This window comes from Aeromonas sp. FDAARGOS 1409 (assembly GCF_019048705.1).
Classification (GTDB): domain Bacteria; phylum Pseudomonadota; class Gammaproteobacteria; order Enterobacterales; family Aeromonadaceae; genus Aeromonas; species Aeromonas sanarellii.
Genome location: NZ_CP077395.1, coordinates 4,023,829 through 4,040,601, shown reverse-complemented (window position 1 = coordinate 4,040,601; position 16,773 = coordinate 4,023,829). Strand labels below are relative to the sequence as shown.

15 protein-coding genes are annotated in these 16,773 nt (G+C 65.4%); 7 read left to right on the top strand and 8 right to left on the bottom strand.

The genetic code is table 11. From position 1 onward, the window contains the following. Positions 1–27: 27 nt before the first annotated feature. The 4 genes from truA to dedD all read left to right on the top strand — a co-directional run bounded on the left by truA (position 28) and on the right by dedD (position 4,024). Positions 28–837, top strand: a complete 810-nt coding sequence (truA, locus tag I6L39_RS18815; RefSeq protein WP_042078536.1) for a tRNA pseudouridine(38-40) synthase TruA — start codon at positions 28–30, stop codon at positions 835–837. A 119-nt stretch (positions 838–956) separates the two neighbouring features. Beyond that, entirely contained in the window at positions 957–1,820 is an 864-nt protein-coding gene (accD, locus tag I6L39_RS18810) for an acetyl-CoA carboxylase, carboxyltransferase subunit beta (protein ID WP_209792798.1), read from the top strand. Between the two features lie 2 nt (positions 1,821–1,822). Continuing rightward, positions 1,823–3,076 carry a bifunctional tetrahydrofolate synthase/dihydrofolate synthase gene (gene folC, locus I6L39_RS18805; protein ID WP_216990498.1) on the top strand — a complete coding sequence of 418 codons (1,254 nt, stop codon included), beginning with the start codon at positions 1,823–1,825 and terminating at the stop codon, positions 3,074–3,076. A gap of 144 nt (positions 3,077–3,220) precedes the next feature. After that, complete coding sequence (gene dedD, locus I6L39_RS18800) at positions 3,221–4,024, top strand: cell division protein DedD (RefSeq protein WP_216990497.1); 804 nt, start codon at positions 3,221–3,223, stop codon at positions 4,022–4,024. A gap of 105 nt (positions 4,025–4,129) precedes the next feature. Here the strand turns inward: dedD and I6L39_RS18795 are convergent, their stop codons facing one another. The 4 genes from I6L39_RS18795 to I6L39_RS18780 all read right to left on the bottom strand — a co-directional run bounded on the left by I6L39_RS18795 (position 4,130) and on the right by I6L39_RS18780 (position 7,644). Further along, positions 4,130–4,474, bottom strand: a complete 345-nt coding sequence (locus tag I6L39_RS18795; RefSeq protein WP_042078532.1) for a TusE/DsrC/DsvC family sulfur relay protein — start codon at positions 4,472–4,474, stop codon at positions 4,130–4,132. A 107-nt stretch (positions 4,475–4,581) separates the two neighbouring features. Next, positions 4,582–6,723, bottom strand: a complete 2,142-nt coding sequence (yccS, locus tag I6L39_RS18790; RefSeq protein WP_216990496.1) for a YccS family putative transporter — start codon at positions 6,721–6,723, stop codon at positions 4,582–4,584. Position 6,724: 1 nt separating this feature from the next. After that, entirely contained in the window at positions 6,725–6,892 is a 168-nt protein-coding gene (locus tag I6L39_RS18785; RefSeq protein ID WP_157005453.1) for a hypothetical protein, read from the bottom strand. 95 nt (positions 6,893–6,987) lie between these two features. Then, positions 6,988–7,644 (bottom strand): Bax inhibitor-1/YccA family protein, encoded by a 657-nt coding sequence (locus I6L39_RS18780; RefSeq protein WP_042078530.1) that lies wholly within the window; start codon positions 7,642–7,644, stop codon positions 6,988–6,990. Between the two features lie 466 nt (positions 7,645–8,110). Between I6L39_RS18780 and I6L39_RS18775 the strand changes: the two genes are divergently transcribed. Further along, on the top strand, positions 8,111–8,365 hold the full coding sequence (locus I6L39_RS18775) for a DUF6719 family protein (protein ID WP_216990495.1): 255 nt from the start codon (positions 8,111–8,113) through the stop codon (positions 8,363–8,365). 90 nt (positions 8,366–8,455) lie between these two features. Here I6L39_RS18775 and prpF read toward each other — a convergent pair whose 3' ends face one another. The 4 genes from prpF to prpB all read right to left on the bottom strand — a co-directional run bounded on the left by prpF (position 8,456) and on the right by prpB (position 14,439). Beyond that, a complete protein-coding gene (gene prpF, locus I6L39_RS18770; RefSeq protein WP_216990494.1) occupies positions 8,456–9,643 on the bottom strand; it encodes a 2-methylaconitate cis-trans isomerase PrpF in 1,188 nt (395 codons plus the stop codon). 71 nt (positions 9,644–9,714) lie between these two features. Next, positions 9,715–12,333 carry a Fe/S-dependent 2-methylisocitrate dehydratase AcnD gene (acnD, locus tag I6L39_RS18765; RefSeq protein ID WP_216990493.1) on the bottom strand — a complete coding sequence of 873 codons (2,619 nt, stop codon included), beginning with the start codon at positions 12,331–12,333 and terminating at the stop codon, positions 9,715–9,717. Beyond that, entirely contained in the window at positions 12,333–13,490 is a 1,158-nt protein-coding gene (gene prpC, locus I6L39_RS18760) for a 2-methylcitrate synthase (protein ID WP_209792786.1), read from the bottom strand. The genes acnD and prpC overlap by 1 nt, the downstream gene beginning before the upstream one ends. Positions 13,491–13,554: 64 nt before the next feature. Continuing rightward, on the bottom strand, positions 13,555–14,439 hold the full coding sequence (gene prpB / locus I6L39_RS18755; protein WP_216990492.1) for a methylisocitrate lyase: 885 nt from the start codon (positions 14,437–14,439) through the stop codon (positions 13,555–13,557). Positions 14,440–14,820: 381 nt separating this feature from the next. Between prpB and I6L39_RS18750 the strand changes: the two genes are divergently transcribed. Together I6L39_RS18750 and I6L39_RS18745 are read left to right on the top strand one after the other, a co-directional pair. Continuing rightward, on the top strand, positions 14,821–15,801 hold the full coding sequence (locus I6L39_RS18750; RefSeq protein ID WP_216990491.1) for a quinone oxidoreductase: 981 nt from the start codon (positions 14,821–14,823) through the stop codon (positions 15,799–15,801). Positions 15,802–15,872: 71 nt separating this feature from the next. Continuing rightward, positions 15,873–16,721, top strand: a complete 849-nt coding sequence (locus I6L39_RS18745; RefSeq protein ID WP_042078522.1) for a TauD/TfdA family dioxygenase — start codon at positions 15,873–15,875, stop codon at positions 16,719–16,721. Positions 16,722–16,773 lie beyond the last annotated feature (52 nt).

Here is a 16,773-nt window from a genome sequence, read left to right as displayed (position 1 = left end):
TCCTTTCATCAGAAGACACCGTTATCCATGCGAATTGCCCTAGGTATTGAATATGACGGCAGCCGGTATTTCGGCTGGCAGCGTCAGCGCGAAGTGATCAGCGTTCAGGAGGAGCTGGAAAAAGCCCTCAGCCGCATCGCCAACCACCCCGTCTCCATCCAGTGTGCCGGTCGTACCGATGCGGGGGTGCACGCCACCGGCCAGGTGATCCACTTCGATACCGAGTCCAATCGCGCCGAGGGGGCCTGGACCCTGGGGCTCAACTCCAACCTGCCCCCTGACATCGCCGTGCGCTGGGTCAAGGAGGTGGACGAGCACTTCCACGCCCGCTTCAGCGCCACCGCCCGTCGCTACCGTTACGTCATCTACAACCACAACTACCGCCCGGCCATTCTCGGCAGCGGCGTCAGCCACTACCACGAAACTATCGACGCCGAGCTGATGCACCAGGCCGGCCAGTCCCTGCTGGGCGAGCACGACTTCAGCACCTTCCGGGCCGTCGCCTGCCAGTCCAACACCCCCTGGCGCAACGTGACCCACCTGTGCGTCAGCCGCTCCGGCCCCTATATAGTGCTCGACATCAAGGCCAACGCCTTCCTGCACCACATGGTGCGCAACATCACCGGCTCCCTGCTGCTGGTGGGGCAGGGTCTTCAGCCGGTGGAGTGGATTGCCGAGGTGCTGGCGGCGAAGGATCGCAACCTGGCGGGCCCCACCGCCAAGGCGGGCGGCCTCTATCTGGTGGACGTGGATTACCCGGCCGAGTTCGGCCTGCCCCAGTTGCCCCTCGGGCCGCTCTGGCTGCCGGACTCGGCACCGGGTACGACCAGTTTTTAGTAACTGGGCCCGAAAATTTGTGGTTTAATGATCCGTCGTTTATTGCCATCGAGCCCTTAAGTCATTGAACAATCTAGGCTCGATGTGTTTTGTCAGGCACAAATGCATTAAGGAATTCCATGAGCTGGCTTGAGAAGATCCTTCCCAAGAGCAAGATCACCACACCGCGTCGTCACAACATTCCGGAAGGGGTGTGGACCAAGTGTACTGCTTGCGAACAGGTGCTCTACCGGGCAGAACTGGAGCGCAATCTCGAAGTGTGCCCCAAGTGTGATCATCATATGCGCATCAGCGCCCGCGCCCGTCTCGAGAGCTTCCTCGACGTCGAGGGTCGCAGTGAAGTCGCGGCCGAGCTGGAGCCGCAAGACATCTTGAAATTCAAGGATTCCAAGCGCTACAAGGATCGTCTGTCTGCCGCCCAGAAAGAGACGGGAGAAAAAGATGCGCTGGTGGTGATGAAGGGGACCCTCAAGGGGGTGCCGGTCGTCGCCTGTTCGTTCGAGTTCTCCTTCATCGGGGGCTCCATGTCCTCCGTGGTCGGCGCCCGCTTCGTGCGCGCCGTCGAGGAGAGCATCAAGGAGGGCCGCGGCCTGGTCTGCTTCTCCACCTCCGGTGGGGCGCGGATGCAGGAAGCCCTGTTCTCCCTGATGCAGATGGCCAAGACCAGTGCGGCGCTCGACAGGCTCACCAAGGCGGGCCTGCCCTTCATCTCCGTGCTGACCGACCCCACCATGGGGGGCGTCTCCGCGAGCCTGGCCATGCTGGGTGACATCAACGTGGGTGAACCCAAGGCGCTGATCGGCTTCGCCGGCCCCCGCGTCATCGAGCAGACCGTGCGCGAGAAGCTGCCGGAAGGCTTCCAGCGCTCCGAGTTCCTGCTGGAGAAGGGCGCCATCGATCTCATCATCGACCGCCGCGAGATGCGCAACCGCCTGGCCGGCCTGCTGGCCAAGCTGATGAACACTCAGGTCATCGAAGACTGAAGATGAGTTCACACATGCAACAATCCCAAAGCCGGTCGCTGGTCGACTGGCTTTCTTATTTGGAGCAGATCCACCCGGTCAACATCGACATGGGGCTGGAGCGGGTCGGCGCCGTCGCCCGGCGCATGGGCCTCACCGAGCTGCCGTTCAAGGTGATCACGGTGGCGGGCACCAACGGCAAGGGCTCCTCCTGCGCCATGGCCGCCAGCATACTGATGGCCGCCGGTTACAAGGTGGGGGTCTACTCCTCGCCACACCTGCTGCGCTTCACCGAACGGGTGCGCGTCAACGGTCAGGAGCTGGCCGACGACGCGCACTGCGCCGCCTTTGCCGCGGTGGAGGCGGCCCGGGGCGACATCGCCCTCACCTTCTTCGAGTTCGCCACCCTGGCGGGTCTGTGGCTGTTTTGCCGCGCCGCCCCCGATGTGCTCCTGCTGGAAGTGGGGCTGGGGGGGCGGCTCGATGCCACCAACGTGGTGGAATCGGACATCGCCATGATCACCTCCATCGCGCTGGATCACTGCGACTGGCTCGGGGATACCCGGGAGGCGGTGGCAGTGGAGAAGGCTGGGGTCTATCGCGCGGGCAAACCCGCCATCAGCGGGGAGCCCAATCCGCCAGCGACCATAGCGAGCGAAGCGGCGCGCCTCGGCGCCTGCCTGCGTCAGGTGGGCCGCGATTTTCACGGGGAAGAGCACGAAGGCGACTGGGATTACCACGGCCTGCACCACTGGCTGGGGCTGCCCAAGCCGGCCCTGCCGCTGATGAACGCGGTCACCGTGCTGGCGGCCCTGGAGTCCCTCGGCCTGCCGCTGGCGGAGTCCGCCATCCGCGAAGGGCTGGCCAATGCCCGCCTCGCGGGGCGGATGCAGCGTCTGCAAAGCGATCCCGCCGTCATCGTCGACGTGGCCCACAATCCCCATTCGGCGGCCTATCTCGCGAGCCAGCTGCGCCTGCTTCCCTGCAAGGGCAAGCGCCGCGCCGTGGTGGGCATGCTCAAGGACAAGGACATGGCGGGTTCCCTTAAGGAGCTTCAGGGGCTTGTCTATGGGTGGTATCTCGCGAGCCTTCACGGTCCCCGTGCCGCCACGGCGGCCCAGCTGGCCGCCGCCCTGGGTGAACAGGGGCCGGCCGCGCAGTTTGAGTCGGTGAGCGAGGCTTATGAGGCTGCTCTGGCCGTATCGAGTCCTGATGATATGGTCATCGTGTTCGGCTCGTTTTACACTGTCGCCGACGTGCTGGCGGCGAGCGCCTGAGCCGTTTCTGCGCATCATGGGTCCAGCGACACGGGCAGGGCGCTGCCTGGCGCTGAGGTTTCAAAACGGAATGGCGTGAGGGGCCGTTCATGGTTGATGCCGGCAAAATTGCAAAAATACTAAGCAACATGGGTGGGAATTAACTTGGCTTCGAAGTTTCAAAACAGATTGGTGGGGACCGTCATCCTGGTCGCCCTGGTGGTCATCTTTCTGCCGGACCTGATGGACGGTAACAAGCTGGAGCAGAAGGACGAGGCCTTCGCCAAGATCCCGCTGCGTCCGGAGCTGGAGCCCGCCAAGCCCGCCCTTCAGGTCTCGGCGGCGAGCACCCTGCCGGCCGAGCATCTGGCGAGCCAGCAGCAGGCCTCTGCCGCGACCCAGTGGCAGGTGGAGGAGATCGGCGACACCGTGACCCTGGCCAATCAGGCGGGAACCAACCCGGCGGCGACCAACCAGGCGCCCGTCACCCAGCAGCAGCCGGTGCAGGCCGCGGCACAACCCAAGCCGCAGCCCAAACCCGAGCCCAAGCCGGAAGTGATCGCCAGGAAGCCGGTGGAGCAACCCAAGCCCAAGCCGGTGCCCCCCAAGCCGGTCGAGGTGCAAAAGCCGGTGGAGGCCAAGCCGCAGGCGGGCCAGATCAAATCCATGGATGATCTTATCGCGAGCAAGATGGCCCAGCCTGCCCCGGCTCCTGCCGCCACGTCGACCCAGGGAAGCTGGATCCTGCAGCTCGGCGCCTTCAAGAATGCAGACAGCGTCAATGCCCTGGTGAGCAAGCTGAGGGCGGCGGGCTACTCGGCCCAGACGTCGCCGAGAACCCCGGTGCAGGGGCAGATCAACCGGGTCTTCATCGGGCCGGATGTCTCCAAGGCGAAGTTGCAGGGCATGCAGAGCCGGATCAGCCAGATGACCGGCTTGAGCGGCTCAGTGGTGGCCTACAACCCCTGACAGGGTGATGAAATGAAAAGACCGCGCCTCATGGCAACATGGGCGCGGTCTTTTTTTGTGTGCAAAACGGGGAGGGGAGTATGGCCATCGGGCAGCCGAGGAGGCCTAGATGCACTTCACCGGCTTGGGCAGGCCCGCGATCTTGGTGGCCTGCTTGGCGGGGCCTTCCGGGAACAATTTGTAGAGGTAGCGGCTGTTGCCCTTCTCCGGGCCGTACTGCTTTTCCATCGCCTTGACCAGGGCGCGGATGGCGGGGGAGGTGTTGAACTCCAGGTAGAAGGCCCGCACGAACCGCACCACTTCCCAGTGCGGCGCCTCCAGCACTATCCCCTCCCGCTCGGCCAGCACCAGGGCCAGCGCCTCGCTCCAGTCCGTGACATGACGCAGATAGCCCTGGGCATCGGTCTCGATGGCCTGGCCGTTGAATTCCAGCTGATGATGCTCAGACATAAGGGCTCCTCACAAAGGGGCTGTCGGGACTGGGTTATTGAGATTGGGCGGGCATGGTAGCGCCTTGATCTCGGATCGGCAACCGGTGCGGAGGCACCGCCGCGTCCTCAGGCCTGCTCCTGCCGGGTCAACAACTGGCCGTCGTTGGCCAGCATCAGCAGCTCGTCCGCCAGCTGGCTGATGAGGGTGAGCTGCTGGCTCAGCATCAGCTGCTCCTCGCTGCTCTCCGGAGCGATGGCCGGACAGGCTCCCGCGAGCGGGATCGGCATCTCCCCCGCCAGGTGGCCGGCGGCCTGCTCCAGGGTCTGGCTGATGTGGCGGCTGATCTCCTCCAGCCCCTCGATGGGCTCGAGCTTGTCGCGGTGTGCCCCGAGCGCCGAGATGTAGGAGAGCAGGGCGTGGTTGCGCCAGGTGAGGGTGAAGCAGAGATCCAGGAAGCGGCGGCGCTTGCTCGGCTCCACCAGCATGCTCTGCCAGGCCATGGCCAGCTCGCTGTCGGCGAGGTGGGCGCACTTGCGGGCCACCCGGTAGTCGAGGGATTCATCCCGTTGGCGATGCAGGCTGGCGAGCACCGCCGAGAGGTACTTCGCATTGGCGGACAGGGAGTTGGCAATCAGGGTCGGCAGCCGCTTGTATTGCCAGTCCGGCCAGAGCCAGGCCACCAGGGCGTAGGAGAGCAGGCAGCCTAGCAGGGTATCGAGCAGGCGGGGCCCCAGGATGGCGAAGCCGATGCCATCCAGCAGGTTGAACGCCATCAGCACGTAGAGGGTGATGAAGCAGACGGCGGCGCTGTAGTTGCTGCGCACCTGGGTGAAGAACAGGAAGGCGGCGAGCCCCATGATCCCGAGCTGCAGGTGCAGCTCGGGGAAGAGCCAGAGCACGGGCACGCCGATGAGGATGCCGGCGAAGGTGCCGATCATCCGCTGCACCAGGCGGCGGCGGGTGGCGCTGTAGCTCGGCTGGCAGACGAAGAGCACGGTGAGCAGGATCCAGTACCCCTTGTCCAGGCTGAACGCCTGCAGGATGCCATAGCCCACCACCAGGCCCAGCGAGAGCCTCAGGGCGTGACGAAACACCATGGAGTCCGGGGTCAGGTGCTGCCTGACCAATGCCAGCAGGGGCAGGGCGACCGGTCGTGCCAGAGGAGGCAGGCTGGTGGGCGGCGCGGCGGGGTTTTGCAGCTCCTCGGCGCTTTGCAGCAGCTGGTTGATGCTGGCCAGGTTGCGGCGCAGGAACTTCATCGGCGTCAGCAGGGTCTTGGGGTAGTGCTGCTTGAGGTGGGTGAACTCCAGCTGATCGCCGAGGGCCTCCAGGGTCCAGTGAATGCGTCTGTGGTGGGTGTAGGGCTTGTGCACCAGGATGGCGTAGCCGAGCTGCTGACAGGCGTCGGCAAGCTGTGACAGCACCTCCTGGAAGCCGTCGAGGACGATGCCCTGCTTGAGCTCGGCTTCCAGCTTGCTGTAGGGGTAGTGGCTGGAGGTGGCCCGCTCCTGGATCTCCAGGGCAAGCAGGTAGAGGCGCAGCAGGCCCGCGAGCTCGGGGGCCACCCCGTGGCGGCCGGGGGCATGGAGGCGCGCATTGAGCGCCGTCTTGGCCTGGTTCAGGGCGTTGACCAGGTTGATGTTGAGCTGGGCCAGGTTGTGGCGGATGGCCTGGGCACCGTGTTCGTCCGCCGGGAAGAAGCGGGACTTCTCCTGCAGGTAGCGGGCGAGGGCGAAGTAGCTCTGGGCCAGCTGCTCGTGCAGGGTCTTGTAGGGCAGCAGCCAGAGCCAGACCAGCGACACCAGGCCGTACCAGAGGGCGCCAGCTCCCAGTGCCAGCGGCTGATAGAGGAGATCCGGTGCCTTGGCGGCCCCCAGCATGGTGTAGATGGCGATGAGCAGGGAGCCGAAGCTGATGGTGGCGTAACGCTGACCGAGGGCTCCCACCATCACGAAGAGGAAGGTGGAGCCCGCGAGCCCCAGGGCAAAGAGCCAGGGGGTGGGGAAGAGGTATTGGACGCACAATGAGGCGAACAGGAAGCACACCAGCGTCATGGCGAGGTTCTTGACTCGGCCCCAGAGGCTGTCGTCGGTCTCGGCGATGGCGCCGGCCACCACCCCGAGGGAGAGCAGCACTGTGAGCTGGATGTCGCCGGTGGCCAGCGCAAAGGCGAGCAGCCCCAGGATGGCGAGCAGGACCTTGAGGGCGAAATAGATGTGGCTGTCTGTCAGCAGTCGGCGCAGCAAACTGGAGAAGTCCATGGGCATGCTAGGCACCACCCTTGAGCGAAGTGACATCGATGCGGCTGTCGGTCAGCAGCCGGCGCAGCAGTCCGGAGAAATCCATCGGCATGGGATGAAGGCAACCCTTGAGCGAAACGAAAGCGAAAGCATAACCCGTCGACAACGAAACGGCCCTGATTTGGATCAGGGCCACTTCGCTTCATATCCTTGATTTGCAACTTATCCTGACAGAAACAGGTGCCAATAAAAACCCCGCCGAAGCGGGGTCTTGTGCATCTCAAGCATCCATCAGTTACGGTTGCCGCCAAGCAGGCTCAGCAGGCTCAGGAAGATGTTGTAGATGGAGACATACAGGGTGACGGTGGCGGAGATGTAGTTGGTCTCGCCGCCGCGCACGATCTGCTGGGTGGTCAGCAGGATGGCGCCGGAGGAGAAGAGCATGAACATGGCGGACAGGGCCAGGCTCAGGGCGCTCATCTGCAGGAAGATGTTGGCAACCATGGCCACCAGCAGCACCCAGAACCCGACGAAAAGCATGCCGCCGAGGAAGGAGAGATCCCGCTTGGTGGTCAGGGCATAGGCCGACAGGCCGAAGAAGGTGAGCGCGGTACCGCCCAGCGCCGTCATCACGATCTCGCCGCCGCCGTTGTTCATGTACATGTTGATGATGGGGCCCAGGCTATAGCCCAGCAGGCCGGTCAGGGCGAAGGTGAACACCAGCCCCATGCCGTTGTCGCGGTTCTTCTCGGTCAGGAACATCAGACCGTAGACACCGATGAGAAACACGGCCCAGTGCAGGGGGGGCAGGTTCATCACGGTCGCAACCCCGGCTACCACGGCGGAGAAGCCAAGAGTGAGGGAGAGCAGCATGTAGGTGTTGCGCAGCACCTTGTTGGTGTCGCGCACGGCACCCTGGGTGCCAGTGTAGATAGAACGGGTATCCATCTTGATGTCCTCTTGATTTCCGGGTGAAGCAACCCATTGTGCTTCGTTAACGCATTGTATGCACTGAATGTGTGGATGACGAGCGCTGATTTCAAGCGCCTCCCCACCTGCGTGCTGCCTACTATCCCGGAGCAAAGATGTATTGCGCATGAACAAGTGGAGGTCGTTGCCATTCTGGGCCGCACCGCTCCCCTCTCCATGGCAGGGCGTCCCCCTTCCCCGGCCTGGCTGTCGACCAGCCAGAAGGCGCCCCTGTGCGGCATGAGGGCCGAGGCCTCTCCTCCCTCCTCGGTTGTCAGGGTTGGCCTGCGGCAGGGGAGGGCGTGCGTCGGCTGTGTCTGGAATCGTCGGAATGCCGCCCGTGACGGGTTTCGGCCCAAGGGGCGGGATGGCTACACTCCCCTGAGTCGATGCGGGCCGGGCGCCTCTAGCCCGGCGCATCCGGATCACACAGAGGGAGTGGCCTATGGCGGTTGCATGGAAGAGGGTGAGGTGGCTGGCGGCATTGCTGGTGGCGGGGCTGATGACGGGGTGCGCCGCCCTGGTGCCGGCCCCCATCGAATATCTGAGCCAGGATCCGCCCCCGGGGGCGCTGCCCTATGGGCAGAAGCGCTATGTGGATGATGGCAGGTGTCCGGCCGGTCAGGTGAAGCAGTTGATCGGAGGGGATGCGAAGAGGAATATCCCGCGCCAGGTGGAGTGCGTGCCGCGTCCGCAATGAGGCGGGACCCTGCTGGGTGAACTCACTGCAACAAAGAGAGCCGGGGCGATCGCCTCGGCTCTTTTCTATGGTCGAACGCCGATGGGGTGGCTAGAACGCATCCCCCGGCACCCGCACCCAGCCCTCCATCAGGATGCGGGCGGAGCGGGACATCACCGCCTTGGTGACAGTCCACTGTCCCCCTATCTGCCGCGCCTCTGCGCCCACCCTCAGGGTGCCGGACGGGTGGCCGAAGCGCACCGTCTCGCGCTCGCCGCCCCCCGCGGCCATATTGACGAGGGTGCCGGGAATGGCCGCCGCGGTGCCGATGGCCACCGCGCAGGTGCCCATCATGGCGTGGTGCAGCTTGCCCATGGAGAGGGCCCGCACCAGCAAGTCGATCTCGCTCGCATTGACCCCCTTGCCGCTGGCGGTGCTGTAGTCCTTCGCCGGCGCCACGAAGGCAATTTTCGGGGTGTGCTGGAGAGTGGCCGCCTCTTCGGGGCGCTTGATGAGCCCCATGCGCAGGGCGCCGGCAACCCGGATCGCCTCGAAACGGGCGAGGGCCTCTGGGTCGGTGTTGATGGCTTCGCGCAGCTCCGTACCCTGATAGCCGATGGCCTCGGCCTCGACGAACACGGTCGGGATGCCGGCGCTGATCATGGTGGCCTTGAGGGTACCGATGCCCGGCACCTCCAGCTCATCCACCAGGTTGCCGGTGGGGAAGAGGGCGCCGCCCTCCTCGCCATCGTCTGAGGGGTCGAGAAACTCCAGGACGATCTCGGCGGCGGGGAAGGTGACCCCGTCCAGCTCGAACGCGCCGGTCTCCTGCACCTGGCCGTTGGTCACCGGCACGTGGGCAACGATGGTCTTGCCGATATTGGCCTGCCAGATCCGCACCACGCAGATGCCGTTGTCCGGGATGCGGGCCGGATCCAGGAGTCCTGCGTGAATGGCGAAGGCCCCCGCGGCGGTGGAGAGGTTGCCGCAGTTGCCGCTCCAGTCCACGAACGCCTTGTCGATGGCGACCTGGCCGTAGAGGTAATCCACGTCGTGATCGGGCTGGCTGCTCCTGGAGAGGATCACGCACTTGCTGGTGGAGGAGGTGGCGCCCCCCATGCCGTCGATGTGGGCGCCGTAAGGGTCCGGGCTGCCAATGACCCGCATAAACAGCTTGTCGCGGGCCGGGCCCGGCTGTTGGCAGCGCTCTGGCAGGTCGGTCAGACGGAAGAAGACCCCCTTGCTGGTGCCGCCGCGAATATAGGTGGCCGGGATCTTTACTTGAGGATTGTGGGTCATAGCGATTGTCCTGCTCGTGCTCATTCTGGATGTAAGACGGCAGCCAGGGTGGCTGCCGTCTTGAGGTGACGTTAGCTGGCGGCCTTGTGCGCGGTCGACGCCAGGAAGTCCTGGGCGAAGCGTTGCAGCACGCCACCGGCCTCGTAGACCGAGACCTCCTCGGCGGTGTCGAGGCGGCAGGTCATGGGCACCTCCAGCACCTCGCCGCTCTGGCGGCGCACAACGAGCACGAGATCGGCGCGCGGCTGGCGCTCACCCACCACATCGTACGTCTCGGTGCCATTGAGGCCCAGGGTGAGGCGGGTGGTGCCCGGCTTGAACTCCAGCGGCAGCACCCCCATGCCGATGAGATTGGTGCGATGAATGCGCTCGAAGCCTTCCGCCGCTATCACCTCCACCCCGGCCAGCCGCACCCCCTTGGCCGCCCAGTCCCGGGACGAGCCCTGGCCGTAGTCGGCACCGGCCACAATGATGAGCGGCTGCTTGCGCGCCATGTAGGTCTCGATGGCCTCCCACATCCGCATCACCCGGCCCTCCGGTTCGACCCGGGCGAGGGATCCCTTCTTCACCGCGCCGTTCACCACCGCCATCTCGTTGACCAGCTGGGGGTTCGCGAAGGTGGCGCGCTGGGCGGTCAGGTGATCGCCGCGGTGGGTGGCGTAGGAGTTGAAGTCCTCCTCCGGCAGGCCCATCTTCGCCAGGTACTCGCCCGCCGCGCTGCTGCGCAGTATGGCGTTGGAGGGGGAGAGGTGGTCTGTGGTGATGTTGTCCGGCAACAGCGCCAGCGGTCGCATCCCCTTGAGGGTGCGCTCACCCGCCAGGGCCCCCTCCCAGTAGGGGGGGCGACGGATATAGGTGCTCTGCGGGCGCCAGTCGTAAAGCGGCGCCACCTTGGGGCCTTGATCCTCCTCGAGGGTGAACATGGGGATATAGACCTGGCGGAACTGGGACGGCTTCACCGAGGCCTTGACCACGGCGTCGATCTCCTCGTCGCTCGGCCAGATGTCTTTGAGGCGAATTTCCTTGCCGTTCACCACCCCCAGCACATCCTTTTCGATGTCGAAGCGGATGGTGCCGGCGATGGCGTAGGCCACCACCAGGGGCGGGGAGGCGAGGAACGCCTGCTTGGCGTAGGGGTGGATGCGGCCGTCGAAGTTGCGGTTGCCCGACAGCACCGCCGTGGCGTAGAGATCCCGGTCGATGATCTCCTGCTGGATGGCAGGAGCCAGCGCACCTGACATGCCGTTGCAGGTGGTGCAGGCAAAGGCAACCACGCCGAAGCCGAGTTGCTCAAGCTCGCTGTCCAGTCCCGCCTCTTTCAAGTAGAGGGCGACTGTCTTGGAGCCGGGGGCCAGGGAGGACTTGACCCAGGGTTTGCGCACCAGACCGAGTTTGTTGGCGTTGCGGGCCAGCAGGCCTGCGGCGATGACGTTGCGCGGGTTGCTGGTGTTGGTGCAGCTGGTGATGGCGGCAATGATGACGGCGCCATCGGGCAGCAGGCCGTCGGCCTCCTGGGTACGGGCCTTGTCCAGATCCACCGCGATACCACGCTCCGCCAGGGCGGAGACCGGCAGGCGGCGATGGGGGTTGGAGGGGCCCGCCAGGGTACGTACCACGGTCGACAAGTCGAAGTGCAGTACGCGCTCGTATTGGGCTGCCGCCAGAGCATCGGCCCAGAGGCCGGCCTCTTTGGCGTAGGTCTCCACCAGCTTCACCTGTTCGTCATCACGACCAGTGAGCTTGAGGTAGTCGAGGGTCTGCTGGTCGATAAAGAACATGGCCGCGGTGGCGCCATATTCCGGCGCCATGTTGGAGATGGTGGCGCGATCGCCGAGGGTGAGGGCGGCGGCGCCCTCGCCACGGAACTCCAGGTAGGCGCCGACCACCTTCTGCCGGCGCAGGAATTCGGTGAGGGACAGCACCAGATCGGTGGCGGTGATGCCGGGGCCGGGCTTGCCGGAGAGCTCGACGCCGACGATCGAAGGCAGCCGCATCCAGGACGCGCGCCCCAGCATGACGTTCTCGGCTTCGAGCCCGCCCACTCCCACCGCGATGACGCCGAGGGCGTCCACGTGGGGGGTGTGGCTGTCGGTGCCGACGCAGGTATCCGGGTAGGCCAGGCCGCGATCGGCGTGGATGACCGGCGACATCTTCTCCAGGTTGATCTGGTGCATGATGCCGTTGCCTGGCGGGATCACCTCGATGTTCTTGAACGCCTGCCTGGTCCAGTTGATGAAGTGGAAGCGATCCTCGTTGCGGCGATCCTCGATGGCGCGGTTCTTCTCGAACGCTTGCGGGTCGAAGCCGCCGCACTCGACGGCCAGCGAGTGGTCGACGATGAGCTGCACCGGCACCACGGGGTTCACCTGGGCGGGATCACCCCCCTGATCGGCGATGGCGTCGCGAAGGCCTGCGAGGTCCACCAGGGCGGTCTGGCCCAGAATGTCGTGGCAGACCACGCGGGCCGGGAACCAGGGGAAGTCGCGATCGCGCTTGTTGTGCACTATCTGGCCGAGGCACTCGCCGAGGATGGCCGGATCGCACCGGCGAACCAGGTTCTCGGCGTGGACGCGGGCGGTGTAGGAGAGCTTGTCCCAGGTGCCGGGCTGGATGGCTTCGACCGCCGCACGGGCGTCGAAGTAGTCGAGCGCCGTGCCGGGCAGGGGCTTGCGATATTGGCTGTTGATCATCACTTGCGCTCCTTGAGCGGCACGAACTGGAGATCCTCCGGGCCGACGTAGTTGGCGCTCGGGCGGATGATCTTGCCGTCGATGCGCTGCTCGATGACATGGGCGGACCAGCCGGAGGTGCGGGCGATGACGAACAGCGGGGTGAACATGGCGGTGGGCACCCCCATCATGTGGTAGCTGACGGCGCTGAACCAGTCGAGGTTCGGGAACATCTTCTTGACTTCCCACATGGTGGATTCCAGCCGCTCGGCGATATCGAACATCTTGGTGTTGTGCTGCTCCTGGCTGAGCTCGCGCGCCACCTCCTTGATCACCTTGTTGCGCGGGTCCGAGACAGTGTAGACAGGGTGGCCGAAGCCGATGACCACCTCTTTCTTCTCGACCCGGGCGCGAATGTCGGCCTCCGCCTCGTCCGGGTTCTCGTAGCGCTTCTGGATCTCGAAGGCCACCTCGTTGGCGCCGCCGTGCTTGGGTCCGCGCAGGGCACCGATGGCCCCCGTGATGCAGGAGTACATGTCGGAGCCGGTGCCGGCGATGACGCGGCCGGTGAAGGTGGAGGCGTTGAACTCATGCTCGGCGTAGAGGATGAGGGAGGTGTGCATGGCGCGCACCCAGGAGTCACGCGGCTTGTGCCCGTGCAGCAGGTGCAGGAAGTGGCCGCCGATGGAGTCGTCGTCGGTCTCTACATGGATGCGCTTGCCGTTGTGGCTGAAGTGGTACCAGTAGAGCAGCACGGATCCGAGGCAGGCCATCAGCTTGTCGGCGATGTCCCGGGCACCCGGGTGGTTGTGATCGTCCTTCTCCGGCGACAGACACCCCAGCACGGAGACGGCGGTGCGCATCACGTCCATGGGGTGGGCGCTCGGGGGCAGCTGCTCCAGGGCGGTCCTGACCCCGGTGGGCAGGCCGCGCAGGGCCTTGAGCTTGGCCTTGTAGGCGGCGAGCTCCGCCACATTGGGCAGGTGGCCGTGCACCAGCAGGTGGGCTATCTCTTCAAACTCGCAGCTGGTGGCCACGTCCAGGATGTCGTAGCCACGGTAGTGCAGGTCATTGCCGGAGAGGCCGACGGTGCACAGGGCGGTGTTGCCGGCGGCGGTGCCGGAGAGGGCGACGGATTTCTTCGGCTTGAAGCCGGTGGTTTCGGGAATGGCGCTCATCACATGTTTCCTCATTCAGTCCGTTGAAGCGCCGGCCGCCAGCATGAGGCGGCCGGTCGCGGGCTTATTCCTTGGTGAACAGCCTGTCCAGGGTCTGTTCGTAATGGTGGTAGCCGAGGAAGTCGTAGAGGGACTCCCGGGTCTGCATGGTGTCGACCACGGCGCGCTGGTGGCCGTCGCGGCGAAGCGTCTGATAGACGTTGAGGGCGGCCTGGTTGGCGGCGCGAGCGGCGCTCAGGGGGTAGAGCACCATGTCGACGCCGTGGGCGGCGAGTGCCTCCTTGTCAAACAGCTCCGTCTTGCCGAACTCGGTCATGTTGGCGAGGATGGGCACCCCGGCCGCCTGCTTGAAGCGATCGTACTGCTCCAGCTCGGTCACGGCCTCGGCGAAGATCATGTCGGCGCCTGCCTCCACATAGGCGGCGGCGCGTTCCAGGGCCGAGCCCAGCCCCTCTACCGCCAGGGCGTCGGTGCGGGCCATGATGACGAAGCTCTCGTCCTGGCGGGCATCCACCGCCGCCTTGATCCTGTCCACCATCTCGGAAACCGAGACCACCGCCTTGTTCGGCCTGTGGCCGCAGCGCTTCTGGGCCACCTGATCCTCCATGTGGACGGCGGCCACCCCGCCGCGCTCGAAGGCGCGAATGGTGCGGGCGATGTTGAAGGCGCCGCCCCAGCCGGTGTCGATGTCCACCAGGAGCGGCACCTGGGTCGCGGCCGTGATGCGCTCGGCGTCGATCAGCACGTCGTTCATGGAGGTCATGCCGAGATCCGGCAGGCCATAGGAGGCGTTGGCCACCCCGGCACCGGACAGGTAGAGGGCCTGGAAGCCGCTACGCTCGGCCATCAGCGCCATGTAGGCGTTGATGGTGCCGACGATCTGCAGGGGTTTCTCGTTGGCCAGGGCAGTGCGAAAACGCGTCCCGGCCGAGGGGGATAGGTTGGACATGGTGACTCCTTTCATGGGGTGCTTGTCTGCTGTGGATGCTGGCTGTGAATACCATCATCTCACACTGCGTTTACGTCAACGTCAATTATGCTTAGGTCCAAGGCCCGTCAATCTGCGGGCACCGGTGGCTTCCCTTCTGAGAACTGCTTTTTATTCAATCGGATAGCTCTTTCTCCCCAGGTGCGCCTGGCCAATGCCATGGCGCCGCCGTGGTGGTTCAGGGCCGATTCTGTCCTCTTCCCCGAGGGGGGGCAACGGATTAGCAGGGGGGTGTCATGAGATGAAAAGTGGCTGTCGCCCGATGCAAAGCGGACGTTCACGTAAATCCCTAGATTCACTCTGGACGATGTTTTCACCCATGAATGAATCTGGAGAACAGCCATGGCCAACGCCATACGCTTCTATGAAACCGGGGGCCCCGAGGTCCTGCGCTACGAAGAGGTCTCGGTCGGTGAACCCGGGCCTGGCCAGGTACGGCTGCGCCACGCCGCGGTCGGCCTGAACTACGCGGACACCTATTTTCGCAACGGCACCTACCCGATCCCGCTGCCCAACGGTCTGGGGGTCGAGGCGGCCGGGGTGGTGGAGGCGGTGGGCGAGGGCGTCACCAGCGTCGCCGTCGGCGATCGCGTCACCTACACCGGCTTCATCAATACACTCGGCGCTTATTCGACCGAGCGACTGATCCCGGCCGCCCCCCTCATCCGCCTGCCGGACAACATCTCCTGCGAGACCGCCGCCGCCATGACCATGCGCGGCCTCACCGCCGCCTACCTGATGCGCCGCATCCACGACTTCAAACCCGGTGACAGCATCTTGCTGCACGCTGCGGCAGGGGGCGTCGGCCTCATCGTCGCCCAGTGGGCCAAGCTGCTGGGACTGACCGTGATTGGCACAGTCTCCAGCGACGCCAAGGCCGAGGTGGCCCGTGCCCACGGCTGCGACTACACCATCGACTACAGCCACGAGGACGTGGCTCAGCGGGTGCGCACCCTGACCGAGGGCGCCGGTGTCGACGTGGTGTTCGACAGCGTCGGCAAGAACACCTTCCTGGGCTCGCTCGATTCCCTCAAGCGTCGCGGCCTCATGGTCTGCGTCGGCACCGCCTCCGGCCCCATCGACGGCTTCAACCCCCAGCTGCTGGCCATGAAGGGCTCCCTCTATCTGACCCGTCCGGCGCTCGCCGACTACATCGCCGATCCGGCGGAGAAGACGGCCCTGGCCGCGGAGCTGTTCGACCACGTGGCCAGCGGCCGGATCAAGATCGAGATCAACCAGCGCTACGAGCTGCAGGATGCGGCGGCGGCCCACCGGGATCTGGAGGCGCGCAAGACCACGGGCTCCTCCATCTTCGTTATCTAGGGCCCGAGCTCTCCGCCCCATGGGGCGGGGAACTTGTCCGGTCGCCTGACTTGTCATCTAGGGAGAGAGACATGCGTGTAGAACAACTGACTTGCCATATCGGCGCCGAGCTCAGCGGCGTCCAGCTGGCGGATGCGGCCCACGACGCTGGGCTGTTTGCCGAGATCCGCGCCCAACTGCTGAGGCACAAGGTGCTGTTCCTGCGGGATCAGGAGATGAGCCGCGCCGATCACGTGGCCTTCGCCCGCCGCTTCGGCGAGCTGGAGGATCACCCGGTGGCGGGCAGCGACCCGGATCACCCCGGTCTGGTGCGCATCTACAAGTCGCCGGAGGTGCCCAACGATCGCTACGAGAACGCCTGGCACACGGATGCCACCTGGCGCGAGCAACCCCCCATGGGCTGCGTGCTGCGCTGCGTGGAGTGCCCGCCGGTGGGGGGGGACACCCTCTGGGCCAACATGGCGGCGGCCTACGCCGCGCTGCCCGAGGAGATTAAACAGAAGATCGCCGGCCTGCGCGCCCGCCACAGCATAGAGGCGAGCTTCGGGGCGGCCATGCCCATGGAGAAGCGGCTCGCCTTGAAGGCCATGTTCCCGGACGCCGAGCACCCCGTGGTGCGCACCCACCCGGAGACGGACGAGAAGATCCTGTTCGTCAACGCCTTCGCGACCCACTTCACCAACTACCACACCCCGGCGAATGTCCGCGTCGGCCAGGACTACAGCATGGGGGGCAGCGATCTGCTGCGCTACCTCATCAGCCAGGCCTATATCCCCGAGTTCCAGGTGCGCTGGCGCTGGCAGCCGGGCAGCGTGGCCATCTGGGACAACCGCAGTACCCAGCACTACGCCGCCATGGATTATGCCCCCTGCCATCGCAAGATGGAGCGGGCCGGGATCATGGGCGACAAGCCCTTCTGATCAATCCCCGGGCCCGCGCCCGGGGGATGTCACCACGCCAGGCGCTTCATGG

Bases quoted from the DNA above. Each gene is read 5' to 3' on its own strand.
- I6L39_RS18775 (WP_216990495.1), top strand. From the start codon at position 8,111: ATGGCGGTTGCATGGAAGAGGGTGAGGTGGCTGGCGGCATTGCTGGTG.
- prpF (WP_216990494.1), bottom strand. From the start codon at position 9,643: ATGACCCACAATCCTCAAGTAAAGATCCCGGCCACCTATATTCGCGGC.
- folC (WP_216990498.1), top strand. From the start codon at position 1,823: ATGAGTTCACACATGCAACAATCCCAAAGCCGGTCGCTGGTCGACTGG.
- prpC (WP_209792786.1), bottom strand. From the start codon at position 13,490: ATGAGCGCCATTCCCGAAACCACCGGCTTCAAGCCGAAGAAATCCGTC.
- truA (WP_042078536.1), top strand. From the start codon at position 28: ATGCGAATTGCCCTAGGTATTGAATATGACGGCAGCCGGTATTTCGGC.
- I6L39_RS18750 (WP_216990491.1), top strand. From the start codon at position 14,821: ATGGCCAACGCCATACGCTTCTATGAAACCGGGGGCCCCGAGGTCCTG.
- I6L39_RS18780 (WP_042078530.1), bottom strand. From the start codon at position 7,644: ATGGATACCCGTTCTATCTACACTGGCACCCAGGGTGCCGTGCGCGAC.
- I6L39_RS18745 (WP_042078522.1), top strand. From the start codon at position 15,873: ATGCGTGTAGAACAACTGACTTGCCATATCGGCGCCGAGCTCAGCGGC.
- acnD (WP_216990493.1), bottom strand. From the start codon at position 12,333: ATGATCAACAGCCAATATCGCAAGCCCCTGCCCGGCACGGCGCTCGAC.
- accD (WP_209792798.1), top strand. From the start codon at position 957: ATGAGCTGGCTTGAGAAGATCCTTCCCAAGAGCAAGATCACCACACCG.
- I6L39_RS18795 (WP_042078532.1), bottom strand. From the start codon at position 4,474: ATGTCTGAGCATCATCAGCTGGAATTCAACGGCCAGGCCATCGAGACC.
- yccS (WP_216990496.1), bottom strand. From the start codon at position 6,723: ATGCCCATGGACTTCTCCAGTTTGCTGCGCCGACTGCTGACAGACAGC.
- prpB (WP_216990492.1), bottom strand. From the start codon at position 14,439: ATGTCCAACCTATCCCCCTCGGCCGGGACGCGTTTTCGCACTGCCCTG.